This is a genomic window from Halalkalibaculum sp. DA384 (assembly GCF_043951955.1).
Lineage (GTDB): Bacteria > Bacteroidota > Rhodothermia > Balneolales > Balneolaceae > JAMQKA01.
This window is the reverse complement of the sequence record NZ_JBINJE010000021.1, coordinates 17334-32179: the sequence shown is the minus strand read 5'-3', so window position 1 is coordinate 32179 and position 14846 is coordinate 17334. Positions and strand designations below refer to the sequence as shown.

Below are 14846 nucleotides of genomic sequence, written 5' to 3'. Positions count from 1 at the left end.
GGTCTTGGGTCTTGGGTCTTGGGTCTTGGGTCTTGGGTCTTGGGTCTTGGGTCTTGGGTCTTGGGTCTTGGGTCTTGGGTTGCTGCAAATATTCACTCCCTGATTTGCAGCAAACAGTTAAAATGCCTGTTCCAAATCCTTAACGAGGTCGTCCCCATCTTCAATTCCCACCGACAGACGGATCAGTGAATCTTTCAACCCGGCTGCTTCCCGTACTTCTTTGGGAATGGAGGCGTGAGTCATCGAGGCGGGATGGCTGATCAGTGATTCCACCCCTCCCAGGCTTTCTGCCAAGAGGAAAATATCGGTTTGTGCCATAAAGTTTTGTGCGGTTTCCACCGAATCATCTTTGAGCGAGAATGAAACCATCGCTCCAAAATCGCTCATCTGTTTTTTTGCGATTTGGTGCTGGGGATGGGAGGGAAGACCCGGATAGTTGACCTGGTCGACTTCCGGATGCGCATCTAAAAATTTGGCTACCTGCCGGGCATTTTCCACCGACCGCTGCACACGTACATGCAGTGTTTTAATGCCGCGCAGGGTCAGGTAGCAATCCATCGGTCCCGGAACGGCCCCGGTGGTTTTAACCTGGAACCGAAGTTTTTCCATAATTTCTTCATTTGAACTTGCCACGGCTCCGCCGATCACGTCGGAGTGTCCCCCCAGGTATTTTGTGGTGGAATGGAGGACGGCATCGGCCCCCAGGTTCAGCGGTTTTTGCAGGTAGGGAGAGGCAAACGTGTTGTCTACCACCGTCCAGATATCTTTGTCGCGGGCTATTTCGGTTACCGCTTCGATATCGACAACCCGCAAAATCGGGTTGGTAGGGGTTTCAATCCATATCAGTTTGGTGTCGGGAGTGATCGCCTCCTGGACCGTATCAGTATCGGTCATATCCACAAAACTGAAACGGATATTGTAGGGCTCAAACACCTCGCGAAACAGGCGGTAGGTGCCGCCGTACAGGTCGTCGGAGGCGATTACATGGTCGCCCGGCCGAAACATCTTGATAACGGCATCCATAGCGGCACACCCACTTGCAAAACAGGCACACTGGTCGGCATCTTCCAGGCCGGCAATAAGCTTTTCAAGCGCCGTTCGTGTGGGATTTGTTACCCGTGCATATTCGTGTCCCTTGTTAACACCCGGGGCCTGCTGTGCATACGTTGAAGTTTGAAAGATCGGGGGCATCACCGCGCCGGAGGTCTCTTCCGGTTCTTGTCCGGCGTGGATTGCTTTGGTATTGAATTTCATAAATGAGCTATAAGTTTGCTTTGACTTTTGCCTCGTTTGCCTGGTCTTCCATTCCGAGGTAGGAATAGGCCTGGTACAGGCTCTCCCAGAACCCGGCCTGATCCGGTTGCTGTTCAACCAACTCTTCATACAGGGTGACAGCATTCGTTAAATTGGATTCGATCTGGTCCGAAATTGTTTCCTGGTACTCTTCGGGGAACAGCGGTTGTACCTGGCTAAGCTTTGCGGCATAGTTTTTATAGCTGTGGGCCAGCTGCTGTTTAAATTCAGGATTTTCGGGGTCGAGCTGAAGCGTTTTCTTGAACTGATTTTGGGCCCGCTGCATTAACGTGTCGGAGCGGGCTTTTACTTGTTGTATCGCCTGGGAATCCTGAATATCACGGGATCGCAGCGAATCCAGCTGCTGCATTGCCAGCTTGTATAACTCGGTCCCGTAAGACTCCAGGTAGATGATGTTTTCAGGCTCGTTTTCCACCAGCCGGGCAAGCAGCTGCGCTGCTGACCGATGCCGGTTTGATGTAATATAAGCGTTAGCGAGCCCGTGCAGCAGGTTCAGATTGTCATCTGAAAAAGCTTCTGCCTCTTCATAAAGCTCCACCGCCTGTTGATGTTGGCTGTTTTCGAGGTACAGGTAGGCCAGCTGCTCCAGGTAGGATCCGGGCAGGCGATCAATTTGACGGCGAGCGGCCTCCAGCGTCTGAATCGCCTGGCCGGTCTGATGATCCCGGTAAAGGGCCCGCGCCTTCATCCTGTACGATATGGCACTGTCGGGGATAATGATAATGGCGTTGTTGAAGTGGGCCGCTGCCGTGCTGAAATCGGTGCTGCTGAGGGTGCTGTCCGTCTGGAGAATTTCGACCCCCTGGTTGTGTTCAAAGCTCCAGCTCACTTGCAACAGCTCATCGACCGTTTCTTTTCCCTGCGGATTGCCTTCGTTTTGATGCAGGATACCGGCTTCTGCAAGTGCCTGCTGCATCTGCCGATAATAATCTGCCCGTTTTTCCGGCGGAGTTTGCCGCTGGGCAAGACTGCTAAGCACCTCTCCCTTTTGAAAATATGCCTCGGTATTTTCGGGGTTGTCAGCAATTTGTGAATCGATACGGGCAAGACGTTTTTGCAGATCCCGATCAGCTGCGGTACGTTCGGTCTCCGTGCTGTTCTGCGGTGCCAGTGTCGAACATCCGGTTCCAATAAAGAACCCGAATGCAATCCCGATAACCGGGATCACCATTCGGGTAAAATACGTGTGCTTCAAAAAAATATTACTATTTAAAAGTTTGAATTACATGCCTGCTTTTTGCTCAGCTTCCTTGGCTTTTTCATCCATTCCGAGCGCAACATAAACCCGGTAGAGCGACTCCCAGTAGCTGGTATTTTCCGGATCTATCTCGGTGGCATTTTCATAATACTCCATGGCTTGCTGCAGGTTTTCCCGGGCCTGTTTATCCAGTTCGGCGGCCTTTTGATTGTCGGTCGTTTGATTGCGCTCCTCAAACAGGGCCGAAGCTTTGTTCTGGTAGATTACCCCGAGCGTATTGTACGCAGAGGCGTCATCCGGTCGATACTCGAGAACGGTATTGAGCTCCTCGATAGCCCGGTCTGTCAGGTTGTTGATCCTGTTCTGTAAAGACTCGTTCGTACTTTGCAGGCTCGATATCTGCTCTTTAATACTGCTGCTGTTGCCGGAGTTTTCTTTAAGCTGTTGTTCCAGCTCAAATATTTTGTCGTAATTGGTGCTGAGCGAATCGTTTAGCTGGAGGACAGTTTGGTAGAGCTGGGTGCCCAGCGCAAGGTGATACTGCGGGTTATCCGGGTCCCTTTCGATTAAGTTCTCCACCGTGGAAATAGCCTGATTAAACTGACCATTGTTCATGTAGGAATCCGCCAGTTTTTCGCTCAAGAAAACACTGTCGGGATATGCCTGCTGTGCCTCGTTCAAAATATTGATCGCCTGGTCGAAGTTTTCTTCAAACCGGTAGAAGTCAGCCAGCCTGTTGTAGTCGGTTGCGCTGGGTGTCTTTTTTAGCTGCAGGACCTTTTCCTTGGCTTCGATTGCACCACTGATGTTGTTGTTCATCGCCTGGATCTCGGACAGGACATCCCAGGAGAGGACACTGTCCGGCATGATCGTAGTGGCATTTTGCAGGTGCTGGGCAGCCAGCTCAACAGGGTTTTCCATGGTCTGGCGCAAGCTGTCGCTGGTGGCGAGCTCAATAGCGCGGTTGTGTTCATTGCTCCATATCGTGGTTTTGACGGCCCCGAGATTCTCAAGTTCACCCGGTGGATCTTCCATTTTTTCCGCAAGCTCCTGGGCCTGGGCAAATGATTCATTCATCTTTTTGTAAATTTCCTGTCTGGCAGCAGGGTCCTCTTCCTCCTGGGCGATGTCACCATAAATGACGCCCTGGTAGTAATAGCCCAGCGGATCTTGCGGCTGGTTTTTTATCGATTCCTGTGCTGCCTCAAGTGCTGCATCCAGATTCCCATCCTGCATCTGGGATATGGCATCATCAACATAGGGGTTGGTGCTGGAACACCCGGCCAGAAGAATCCCGATAAGAACTGTGATCACTGATAACGAAAGTGTTTTCCTAAACATAATGAGAGTTAAGTAAAAATTGCGATTACATATCCAAAATCCGCTTTAAAGTAACTATATAAAGAGCTTTCTGCAATATGGCCTTACAGAATTTATTATATTCAAGAGTGCTTTGAAAAACCAGGGATTTTGCCCTGGCCCCAAACCTGAGTGAATTCGAAACCGGAGTTTATATCACGTAAATGAGGATGTCGAATTCACGAAAAATACTAGGACCGGGGAAGATGACGTTTTCAAAGTTCCTCATTCAACAGTTGTCAAGATAACGGCATCACAGGATAAAATTCAGGATTTATGTTTGGCAAAACGAAATTTGAGGTCCGGCAAGCCGAGGGATACCGGTATATTGACCTTGCCGATTCCAAAAAGGAAGGCCGGACGCTTGTCCTGCTTCACGGCATGTTTGGAGGACTCAGCAATTTCGATCCTCTGCTTAACAGAGTACAGCACAGATCTGTTTTTGTTCCTGAAATTCCGGTTTATTCCCTCGAAAAAGCGAGACTTACGATTCCCGAGCTCGCGAACTGGTTGAGCCAGGTGTTGAAAGAACACGCTGTTAAACAACCAATTTTACTTGGCAATTCCATGGGGGGACATATCGCCCTGCAGTATGCGCTGACTCATCCTGATGAGGTCGAGGCGCTGGTCCTGACGGGCAGCTCTGGGCTTTTTGAAAATGACCTGGGCTCGAGCCGCCCCAAACGATATGACCGCGAATATGTGAAAGAGCGCGCTTCACTTACTTTTTATGAAGACCTGGTCGATGATACGATTATTGACGAGATCCTGGAGATATTGCAATCTCCCGCCAAACTGGGACGGTTGTTGAGAGTCGCCCGGTCAACGCATGAGCACAATCTTGAGGATAAGCTAAACCAGGTACAGCAGCCGGTATTGCTGATCTGGGGAAAAAATGATGTGATCACGCCTCCCGAAGTAGCGGAGCTTTTCTGCGAGAAACTCCCGAACGCCACCCTCGCATGGATAGACCGGTGCGGGCACGCCCCGATGATGGAACATCCCGACAAGTTTGCCGCCCGTCTGATCAATTTTCTAGAAACGAATCAATGTTCAAGAAACAACGAGGAACAACATGAAGAAGATTATTCACACCACTAAAGCGCCAGAAGCGATCGGTCCGTACAGCCAGGCGGTCGTATACAACGGACTCATACACTGTTCCGGGCAGATAGGATTGGACCCTGGTACCATGGAGTTTGCAGGCACGGACGTGCAATCCCAAACCCGGCAGGTGATGAAAAATCTGGAATCGGTGCTGAAGGCGGCGGGATCTGATTTCAGCAAAGTGATCAAATGCTCTATCTACCTGGACCAAATGGATGATTTTGGGGTGGTAAACGAAATTTACGGAGAGTATTTTCCGGAGGATCCGCCGGCTCGCGAGACGGTTGCCATAGATACACTACCTAAAAATGCAAAGGTCGAGATTAGCTGTATCGCTTACCTTTAACCTGTGTTTGAACCAATTTCTTGGTGAAAAATGCAGGTTAGTGGCATATATTTGGCTGTATGGGCCTTGGGTTAGTCGAGCACAAACTCTTTCACTACACGGTTGCCGACCCTGTCGGTTGCGACCACCCGCATGATATAGCTCGATGCCGGTTTAAAATCCGGGTGGTAGTATAAAATCCGCTCGTCTTCAGGTTCAAACTCGGCAATGCCCCGTACACCATTGATGTAAAATTCAGTCGTGCGATAGTCAATACCGGAACGCGTATCCTCTGCCCGAACCATCCCCATCCAGGTCCCGTCTGCCCGCCTGAGAATACGGGGACTGTGAATTTCGGGAGCGGCGGTATCGGGCAGCAGGTAATAGGTGCCCAGCTTGTCCCCTTTCGCTTTCAGGACCGGACCCCCGCGCCGGGTTGCAACATAGTTTAACCGCCCTTTTCGCTTGTCATATTCATAAAGTGCAAGGGTAGTGTCCTGCTGCTGCGCCTCGTCTAGAATATAGGTTAACTCAAAGCTGCCTTTGAGGGGTTGCGTATCGGGTTGAATATTAATTTCCACAGAGTCGGCCGAATGGATGTGACCGGTCAGGCTTACTGAAAGTGTATCATACACGGTGTTTGGGAGGAACGTAGCGTACGCACGAATGCCGTCTCCGAAGGCTCGCCCCTGTTGGCCCGGGAACATCCGGTACAGGTGCAATGTTCTGCCTTGCCGGCCATATCCGGGCTGGTGAATCGTCAGCAGGTCAGATTCATCGATCGCGATAAAAGGATCCGGAGTTGCTTTCCTCGGGTACACCGATCTGCCGTTTCGATCTATCGAAATCAGGGTGTAGGGCTGGCTTCGGTCAGCCGCACTGTTGATATTAATCCAGTTTTTGTGCCATTGCCAGCTATCCTGTGCAGCGGTAAGCGTTTTCGGGTATCTCGGCGTACCATTTCCACCGTGTGGGCCACCAGGCCCGTTTGTCTGGTATTCGTGTTCAGCCATGGTGCGGGGCTGTACATCTATTTTTACATGGGCAACCGACTGGTTGCCGTTATAATCCTCGGCTATAATGCGCAGCTCGTGGAGTCCCTCCGGCAGGTTTATCCCTCTTTTTTGAGAGCCCGCCCGATAAAATGGAAGGGTGTTTCCATCAGCAACATATAACCGCTGGTACGCCTTGCCGGTACGCTGCAGCAGGGGATAGATGCGGTCGAGGAACATTTGGCCGGTGTCATCATAGGAGAAGCTGTCAACCCGCGAGTGGAACAGGAGCTCTTCATCCCGCATCAGCTTCAGGTCGTAAACGGCGTACGCGTTGTGGACCCTGTTTGCCCGGTCATAAATATCGACTGCCAGCCCGATGCGGCCGCTGGTAACAACCGTGCCGAAGTCATGGAAAGTAGAATCGCGGGTGGGGCGTCTGGTGTATATCTGGTTGCGTCCCTCGATGCGCGATGTGGGGGAAAGGGGCTCGATCGCGAGTCCTGAAAACCGGGGTGGTATGTTGTCGGGTATGGAGAGATTCGTTAACAACGGGTTAAAGGGCTTTTCGGAAGGGGTGCGCAGCTCAAAATGCAGGTGCGGGGGACCTATGCCGGTGGCCCCTGAATAGGCGATACGGTCTCCCCGGTTTATCTGGATATCCAGGGAATCCACTACAATGTCAATTTTATTGGAGTAGTCGCGAAACCGGAGAGAATCGGCTAATTGCTGAATGTTTTTTTCAAATGAGAGCAGGTGGGCATATACCGAGTAGGAGCCGTCATCATGTTTCAGGTAGATCGCCTTGCCATACCCACCGGGACCGATGGCAATACGGTGGAGTTGCCCGTCACGGGTAGCATATACGTCATATCCGCGCCGCCCCCAGGTTTTGATATCCAGCGCGGCGTGAAAGTGACGGGAGCGCGTCTCACCGAACGTTCCGCTGAGGTAGGGACTGGCATTGGTGGGCCAGAGATAGTCTGTCGTGTCCGGCGTAAACTGGGCCGAAACAGCGGAAGGAAATATAAGCAGGATCCATAACAGGGATGTAGTTCTCATTGCCCGTAATTACTGGTTGTCGACGTTTACAGATAACGTGCAAAGTTCATCTCCAAGTGTAGCTTTAACCTGGTCCCCTTTTTTTAGCGGGGAAACGCCTGCCGGGGTTCCGGTAAATATCAGGTCGCCGGGATGCAGCGTAAACACCTCCGAAAGATACGAGATCAGCTGCTTGATCGGAAAAATCATCAGGCTGGTGTTGCCCCTCTGCCGAACCGTGCCGTTTACTTCCAGCGTGAGATCCAGGTCTTGCGGATTTTTCCCGGCATTGGCGTCAGCAAACGAACTGATCGGGGCAAAAGTGTCAAAACCTTTGGCAACAGACCAGGGATGGCCTGACTTTTTGGCCTGGTGCTGAAGATCGCGGGCCGTAATGTCGATTCCCACTCCATACCCGGCCACGTATTCGAGCGCCCGCCCGGGAGCGATGTTTTTTCCTTTTTTACTGATCGCCACGACGAGCTCCACTTCGTGATGTACATCGGCACTCTTCCTGGGAAGCTGAATCGTTCCACCGTTAAACAGCAGGCTGGTGATCGGTTTCAAAAAAACGATCGGTTCGTCGGGCTGCTCGTTGTTGAGCTCCCTGATATGTTCCACATAATTCCGGCCGATACAGAAAATGGTGTTAATCTCAAGGGCCGGAGAGAGTCCCGGTATTTTTGGGCGATTCATAGATCCGTCTGCATAAAAAAAGCCTTAATTCCAGCTGGAATTAAGGCTTCAGATTTTAAAATTGTGTTTTACTGAGCCGTTTCAATGCTCACATATTTACGACCACCGCTGCGGACATGAAACATGACCTGCCCGTCAGCTTTGGCAAAAAGCGTGTCATCCTTGCCGCGACCTACATTTTCGCCGGGGTGGAACTTGGTTCCGCGCTGCCGCACAATAATATTGCCTGCACGGACGTGTTCCCCGCCGTATTTTTTAACGCCCAAGCGTTTGGAAATCGAATCGCGACCGTTCTTGGTAGATCCTTGACCTTTCTTATGTGCCATAATGAACTAAATTTCGTTGATTATTCTTCTTGCTTGCTTTCCCAGGCATCCAATACCGTTACCCGGTCTTCTGTTTCGGGAACAAATCCTTCGAGCTCCTCCAGCGGGGTGTTCCTGATATGACTGATCGCTTCTTTGGCCGTCATATCGGTGGAAACCTGTGCAGACTCCTGTTTCGGCTCTTCCTTTTCATCGGCTGATTTTCCGGCCGAAGCGCCTGCACTCCCACTGCCGGAAGTATCGATTTTGTTGATTTCGATCTGGGACATCGGCTGCCGGTGACCACGCTTGACGCGATAGCCCTTGCGGCGTTTCTTTTTGAAGACGATTACCTTGTCAGACTTGACATTGTCGAGCAAGGTAGCCTCGATAGAAGCCCCCTCCACAACCGGCTGGCCGACGTCTACTTTTCCATTGCCGTCGTTAATCAACAGCACGCGGTCAAACGTCAGCGTACCGCCGGACTCATCGGCTTGCTTGTCAACAAACAGGACATCGCCTTCGGATACTTTATATTGATGTCCACCAATTTCTACTACTGCGTACATCGAAAATGTGATGTTAGATTAATAATTTCTTCTTTTGAACAGATTCCAAATATAAGCTTTTGCAATCCTAATACAAAGTGAAAATTATGCTGAATGATTATTCCTAAAATAGTATTTTTGTACCTAGACGAACAGAACTTTTTCCAATTAAACAGATCAGTGATGAGCAAGGAACTACCCGATCTTCACAAGCAGGCCTTTATGTTTAAAAACACCAAGCGATTTCAGCATGACGGAGGCCGTGCCTGGATCAAGGATTCCCAGCTGCACGAATCCCGCCGAGATCATAATGGACGCCTGCAAACTATTAACAAAAAGAAAAAACAGGAACGAGTCGAGGGGTCCAAAGATCACAAACCCTCTTTTTAACCTGTGTGTCAGATTGTTGAATCTGGATAACAAATCAATAGACCGGCAATATTAGCTTACCAATTCCGAATTTTTCAATACAGTGAAGATGGAGTACGATGTAAAAGATTTTGAGAAGGATGTGCTTGAAGCGTCACGCTCAACCCCGGTAGTTATCGATTTTTGGGCGGAGTGGTGCGCTCCCTGCCGCCAGCTGGGTCCCACGATCGAAAAATTGGCGGGCGAAGCAGAGGGCCGATGGAAGCTGGTAAAAATAGATACCGAAAAAAATCCCGATCTTGCCATCAAATTCGGGGTACGGGGCATTCCGGCGGTAAAGATGATATACCAGGAAGAGGTGATTGCCGAATTTACAGGGGCGCAGCCGGAGCATCTTATCCGGAACTGGCTGGAGGAAAACCTTCCCGACGGCGATGCCGCCCATTCGGAGGAAGTCCTGGAAAAAATAGAGCAGCTATTGAGAGAGGGAGAGCGGGACCGGGCTCGCTCATTTGCTGATGCCGAGGTAACCGAGAGGTCCAGCGCGGAATTAAAGGTACGGTATGCCATGCTGTTGCTGCCGGATCGGCTGGAGGAAGCCCGGGAATGGATGGAGGAGATCGACGAGGCAGCGAGATATGAATATGAGATCGAGTTCCAGGTCCTGGAAACGGTGTCTCACCTCAAGGAGATTGTGCAGGGAGCAGCGGAAGTCTCGGGAAGTGAAGAAGCCCTGCAGCTCTACCGGGACGCTGCAGCGGCAATGATGGAAAAAGATTTTGACACCGCCCTGTCCACATTTATCCGGGTATTGCAGGTAGATCGAACTGTTGATGATGACGGGCCGAGAAAAGCATGTATCGCCTGTTTTACGATGCTTGGTGAGCAGAACCCGCTATCCGCTGAATATCGACGCGCTTTTTCAATGTCGCTGTATTAGAATATATTAGGCCGACCTCATCTAGTTAACTATCCATCCCTAACATTTTAATATGTTACTTATCCACCGGGATGGATTAATAGAAGGGCACCTTTAAAATAACCGGGTTTGCTGTGTAGGTATGTCATACAGAGTTTGTTCCCCACGAATGTTTTTTTGGTCTTTTAGAGGGCAAAACCCTCAATTCCTCGTTCCGAGGGAGTTCTACTCCCGTTTAAAAGGTCGATACAGTCGGTGGTAAGCCACCTCCCAGCAAAATAGCAGGTTCTGTAAAGGTCCCTTTAAGAAAAAGTAAGAACCTGTCGCTTGGGGTCGTCAATAAAAACTGGCAGTGTTAACTGGATGGCAACTACACCCGTTTGCCGGGAACCATCGCTTGGAACGGTGTGTTTGTCCTTTAGACGGGTGGATCACGCAAAAAGCAAATATGATTTTTTCTAAGCACATACTTTCTGTCGCTGATTGTTGTTGCTGTTGTATAACAACGGGTGATGGGGGTATGTGCAGAATGTGCTAAAACCGTTCTGATTACAACATCAAGCCTCATCACAACGATTTGTGGTGAGGCTTTTTTATTTTTAATACGAACCCAAAAAAGCAATACACTATGTCTGGTACATGCCAAACACTTGATATCGAAACGTATACGAAAACAAAAGAAGCGGTAAAAGAGGACCCTTCGCAAGGCAAGGGTGCTTTTGAGACGGAAACGATCTGGAAAGATGGGGCTGTAGCTGTCAACAAGGCCCGCAGTTTTGAGATAACCACCGACGAACCCCAGCCGCTGGGTGGTGGAGATACCGGGATTGATCCGATGGAGCTTCTGCTGGCCTCTCTGGGTTCCTGTCTTACGATCGGGTGGGTGACCAACGCCAATTTTCATAATATCGACTATAAAAATCTCAGGATAAAGGTATCGGCTCCCTTCGACCTGCGGGGATACCTGGATATTGACGACGACGTACGCCCCGGTTTCCCCGAAATTAATTACGAGGTAGATGTGGAGACCGATGCGGATGAGGAAACGCTGCAGAAAATTAAGGAGGCTGCCGAGAAAAACTCCCCCATGTTCGACAATATCGCAAACGGGGCCCCGATCTCCGGTACGATCAATCACACAAAAGCAGTGACCGGGTAAGTTGGACTGCATTTTGTACCTGCCGGGTGCTGTGAGCCTGGCAGGTACTCTTTCGTTAACGATGGTATGAACAATTTTCGGCAACCTGTTGAAGCATTTCTCACATTGCGGTAGAGGAAGAACAAGGTTGGGATAATCCACTGATAAAGTGTTGATAACGGGCTGTATTTGGTCATCGACACGCCGGCAGTTTGGAGACGAATTTCGTAAGAAAGCCAGTTGTGATCCAATCAATAAGAATGGAAACAGAAATTCCGGAATGGATTGTCAGAAAGATACGAGTTCAATACGGGGCTCCTGTCAATATCAATAATTCAATTACACTAAGTACTCATGTATATGTATAAATCAATAAATAGCACCACTTTTTTGGTAATACTCTTGCTACTTGTAATGGCTTGTACTTCTGAACAGTCAGAGTCAACTGAACAGCAGTCATCCACAGGTAGTGAAACCGAGTTGGGGGAAGCTCCCGATTTTGAAGTGACTACCATTGCGGGCGAAACAGTGAGCCTGCAGCAATCGCTGGCAGAAAACAAGCCGCTGGTTGTCTATTTTACCGCTTCATGGTGCCCGATCTGCGCAAAAAACTGGCCGGTCCTTTCGGTGGTATATCCCGATTATAAAGACAAACTGAATTTCGTCGCGATCGGCATCGATCCGACTGATGATGAACAGGTGATGAGAGAGCTTTCCGAGGAAAAGGGATTTACCTTCCCGATTACCCGGGGATATCCGGATGTGATGGTCGATTTTGGTGTGGAGAGCCAGGCCACCACGGTTGGAGTGAATCGTGAAGGAGATATCGTTTTCCAGAAAAATAAAACCGCCCTCAGTGAGGAAGAGTACCGCGCCCTTTTTGACGAGTTGGTGAACTGACCGATATGGACTTTGTCTATTTCTCGTTTATTCAGGGTGTATTGGCGTTTTTGGCGCCCTGTGCCGTGGCTTTGCTGCCCGGTTATATCGTGGCGTTTATTTCCCGTAACTCCGAAGGGGATCCGGCCGTGGTTACGCGCATGGGCCGGGGGCTTAAACTGGCGCTGCTCAGCATCCTGGGCATTTTGGTGGTCTATGCTGTCGCCGGGGCGATGATTATTATTGCCGCCCAGGTGTTGAAAGAGTACATGAAGTGGATCACCATCGGTATGGGAGCAGTGCTGATTCTGCTGGGTATTCTGATGGTGGCGGGAAAAAACATTTCGTTTTCCCTGAACCTTAACAACCCGACGCATAAAACAGAATTCGTCGAGGCCTTTGTCTTCGGAGTGGCCTACGCCATCGGGGCGCTCGGGTGCCTGTTCCCGCTGTTCCTGGTCGTAGCCACCCAGGCTATGGCAGCCCCGACGGCCTGGCAGGGCGCATCCTATATCGGGGCGTATTTTGTGGGAATCAGCGGCATGATGATCGCCACGATATTGCTCTCCACGGTTGCCAAAGATCTGCTCATGAGCTCCCTGAGAAAAATCCTGCCTCACATGGAACGCATTACCGGCGGATTACTTATTCTTGCGGGCGCGTATGTGATATATTACCAGATGGCGCTTTTTTAAATATTTTGGGAATGAATATCCCCAAAGCCTGCGTGTGAAATAGCTGGTATGTACCCGCTCTGTGTTCATAATAAATGAAAGGAATAGTGAAATTATGGAATTGGAAGCAATCCACCAGTGGCTGATGAATCTGTCGGCCGACTACAATGTGAATCCCTATATATTTGCGGCTATCTACGTGGGGGCGATACCCTTTTTTACCGCCTCCGTAGCCTGGGTTGTCCGCAACAAAAAGCGCGATAAACCGATCACCCTGCCGGTCTTTTCCACCGGCTTTTTCCTCTCTTCAGCCTATATTTACCTGCTGATAGCGGGTGAGAATGTACCGGGCTGGGTATATGTGGTTGTGGTCGGACTGCTGGGATACGGCATCTATGCCACTTTCAATAAAATCAAGAACAAGAAAAAAGAGATTTCTGTATGAGTTACGACTATGACCTGTTGGTAATCGGGGGCGGTGCGGCGGGACTCACGGCCGCCGGAATGGGCGCAAATTTCGGGGCAAAGACAATGATGGTGGAGGCAGATAAGCTGGGCGGCGATTGCACCTGGACCGGCTGCGTACCCAGTAAAACGCTGCTTCACGCAGCTAAACTGGCACAAAATGCCCGTGAGGCGGGAAAATTCGGGCTGGAGATATCCTCAAATGTAAACTTTTCCGCCGTCATGGAGCATGTTCGGGCCAAGCGGGAAGAGGTATACCGGGAAGCCGACGACCCGGATATTTATCGCGATATGGGGATCGATATTGAATTTGGTCGGGCGCGGTTCGTGGATGCCCATACCGTGAACATTCAGGGCGACGGGGCGAGCAGGGATGTCTCCTCTCGCTATTTTGTGATTGCAACCGGCAGCAGGGCGACTGTCCCACCAATCCCGGGCCTGGCGGAAGTTTCCTATCTTACCAATGAAACTCTTTTTGAGGCGACTGAGCAACCTGAAACCCTGGCTGTTGTCGGCGCAGGCCCGATCGGTATCGAGATGGCGCAGGCATTTCAGCGGCTGGGAACCCAGGTTACGGTATTCGATATGCTGCCCCGGATCCTCTCCAATGACGACAAGGAACTGGCCGGCATGCTGAAAGAACGGCTGCAGCGCGAGGGGATCGATTTTCGGCTTTCGGCTTCTGTAAACAAAATATCGGAGACCCGGTCCGGAACAGTTCAAATAGCTGCCGATATTGAAGGAGAATCAGCAAACTGGTCGGGCGAAGCTCTTTTGGTGGCTACCGGAAGGGCCGCCAACCATCAAAATCTGAATCTCAAGGACGCCGGGGTCGACTTCACCAAAAAAGGTATTACGGTTGACGATCGCTGCCGCACCAGTCAAAAACATATCTATGCGGCCGGGGATGTGACCGGCCGGTACCAGTTTACCCACATGTCGGAACACATGGCCAAGGTGGCGGTGACGAATGCACTGCTCAAAGTGCCGATGAAAATAGATTCCGGGCATGTACCGTGGAGTACCTACACTGATCCCGAGCTGGCACACGTGGGGGCAACCGAGCAGCAGCTGAAAGAGAATGGCAGTTCCTTTGAAACCTACCGGTTCCCGTATGATAAAATTGATCGAGCCCTCACCGAAGACGCCACGGATGGGCTTATTAAAGTATTTGCCAAAAAATGGAACGGGAAAATCCTGGGTACCACTATTTTTGGAAAACAGGCGGGTGACCTGATCGGTGAATACGCCCTGGCCATGCGCAATGGCGTCACCCTCCGGAATATCGCCGATACTATTCATCCCTATCCCACCTTTGGGCTGGGAGTTCGCAGGGCAGCCGACCAGTGGTATGTGAAAAACCAGTCGGAATGGCAGGTAAAACTGATTAAAAAAATATTCGGTTACCGGGGGAGTACTCCCGATTTAAGTGACAAGGACCGGATCTTGTAATTTCTAGAGGGCTTTGCAAAACCCTCAATTCCTCGTTCAGAGGGAGTTGTACTCCCGTTAAAAGG

Annotated in this window: 16 protein-coding genes; 9 read left to right on the top strand and 7 right to left on the bottom strand. The window is 50.4% G+C overall.

All coding sequences use genetic code 11. From position 1 onward, the window contains the following. Nucleotides 1-117: 117 nt before the first annotated feature. Genes ACG2E4_RS12465 through ACG2E4_RS12455 form a run of 3 tightly spaced genes read right to left on the bottom strand, consistent with a single transcriptional unit; the run spans nt 118 to nt 3853 of the window. Nucleotides 118-1254, bottom strand: coding sequence for a cystathionine gamma-synthase (locus tag ACG2E4_RS12465; RefSeq protein WP_395276765.1), 1137 nt, complete (start codon nt 1252-1254; stop codon nt 118-120). A 7-nt stretch (nt 1255-1261) separates the two neighbouring features. Then, complete coding sequence (locus tag ACG2E4_RS12460; RefSeq protein ID WP_395276764.1) at nt 1262-2509, bottom strand: tetratricopeptide repeat protein; 1248 nt, start codon at nt 2507-2509, stop codon at nt 1262-1264. A 27-nt stretch (nt 2510-2536) separates the two neighbouring features. Next, complete coding sequence (locus tag ACG2E4_RS12455; RefSeq protein WP_395276763.1) at nt 2537-3853, bottom strand: tetratricopeptide repeat protein; 1317 nt, start codon at nt 3851-3853, stop codon at nt 2537-2539. Nucleotides 3854-4147: 294 nt separating this feature from the next. Between ACG2E4_RS12455 and ACG2E4_RS12450 the strand changes: the two genes are divergently transcribed. Both ACG2E4_RS12450 and ACG2E4_RS12445 read left to right on the top strand, forming a co-directional pair. Next, nucleotides 4148-4972 carry an alpha/beta fold hydrolase gene (locus ACG2E4_RS12450; protein ID WP_395276762.1) on the top strand — a complete coding sequence of 275 codons (825 nt, stop codon included), beginning with the start codon at nt 4148-4150 and terminating at the stop codon, nt 4970-4972. Continuing rightward, nucleotides 4947-5324, top strand: a complete 378-nt coding sequence (locus ACG2E4_RS12445) for a RidA family protein (RefSeq protein WP_395258090.1) — start codon at nt 4947-4949, stop codon at nt 5322-5324. The genes ACG2E4_RS12450 and ACG2E4_RS12445 overlap by 26 nt, the downstream gene beginning before the upstream one ends. A 71-nt stretch (nt 5325-5395) precedes the next feature. Here the strand turns inward: ACG2E4_RS12445 and ACG2E4_RS12440 are convergent, their stop codons facing one another. From ACG2E4_RS12440 to rplU, 4 genes are all read right to left on the bottom strand, one after another. Beyond that, a complete protein-coding gene (locus ACG2E4_RS12440) occupies nt 5396-7357 on the bottom strand; it encodes a M23 family metallopeptidase (RefSeq protein ID WP_395276761.1) in 1962 nt (653 codons plus the stop codon). A 9-nt stretch (nt 7358-7366) separates the two neighbouring features. Next, nucleotides 7367-8032: a fumarylacetoacetate hydrolase family protein gene (locus tag ACG2E4_RS12435; protein ID WP_395276760.1), complete on the bottom strand. Its 666-nt coding sequence runs from the start codon at nt 8030-8032 to the stop codon at nt 7367-7369. A 68-nt stretch (nt 8033-8100) separates the two neighbouring features. Continuing rightward, nucleotides 8101-8358, bottom strand: a complete 258-nt coding sequence (gene rpmA, locus ACG2E4_RS12430; RefSeq protein ID WP_395276759.1) for a 50S ribosomal protein L27 — start codon at nt 8356-8358, stop codon at nt 8101-8103. Nucleotides 8359-8378: 20 nt separating this feature from the next. Then, the gene (gene rplU / locus ACG2E4_RS12425; RefSeq protein WP_395276758.1) at nt 8379-8906 is read right to left on the bottom strand and encodes a 50S ribosomal protein L21; all 528 of its coding nucleotides are present in this window, start codon (nt 8904-8906) and stop codon (nt 8379-8381) included. Between the two features lie 162 nt (nt 8907-9068). On the opposite strand from rplU, the gene ACG2E4_RS12420 reads away from it, so the two are divergent. The 7 genes from ACG2E4_RS12420 (at nt 9069) to ACG2E4_RS12390 (ending at nt 14781) form a co-directional block, all read left to right on the top strand. After that, a complete protein-coding gene (locus ACG2E4_RS12420; RefSeq protein WP_395258104.1) occupies nt 9069-9275 on the top strand; it encodes a hypothetical protein in 207 nt (68 codons plus the stop codon). A gap of 88 nt (nt 9276-9363) precedes the next feature. Continuing rightward, nucleotides 9364-10194 (top strand): tetratricopeptide repeat protein, encoded by an 831-nt coding sequence (locus tag ACG2E4_RS12415; RefSeq protein WP_395276757.1) that lies wholly within the window; start codon nt 9364-9366, stop codon nt 10192-10194. A gap of 607 nt (nt 10195-10801) precedes the next feature. Continuing rightward, nucleotides 10802-11332, top strand: a complete 531-nt coding sequence (locus ACG2E4_RS12410) for an OsmC family protein (RefSeq protein ID WP_395258110.1) — start codon at nt 10802-10804, stop codon at nt 11330-11332. A 393-nt stretch (nt 11333-11725) separates the two neighbouring features. Then, on the top strand, nt 11726-12211 hold the full coding sequence (locus tag ACG2E4_RS12405; protein ID WP_395276756.1) for a peroxiredoxin family protein: 486 nt from the start codon (nt 11726-11728) through the stop codon (nt 12209-12211). A 5-nt stretch (nt 12212-12216) separates the two neighbouring features. Beyond that, nucleotides 12217-12885 (top strand): cytochrome c biogenesis CcdA family protein, encoded by a 669-nt coding sequence (locus ACG2E4_RS12400; RefSeq protein WP_395258116.1) that lies wholly within the window; start codon nt 12217-12219, stop codon nt 12883-12885. 94 nt (nt 12886-12979) lie between these two features. Then, nucleotides 12980-13309 (top strand): hypothetical protein, encoded by a 330-nt coding sequence (locus tag ACG2E4_RS12395; protein ID WP_395258119.1) that lies wholly within the window; start codon nt 12980-12982, stop codon nt 13307-13309. Then, a complete protein-coding gene (locus tag ACG2E4_RS12390; RefSeq protein WP_395276755.1) occupies nt 13306-14781 on the top strand; it encodes a dihydrolipoyl dehydrogenase family protein in 1476 nt (491 codons plus the stop codon). Before ACG2E4_RS12395 ends, ACG2E4_RS12390 begins: the two co-directional genes overlap by 4 nt. Nucleotides 14782-14846: the final 65 nt, after the last annotated feature.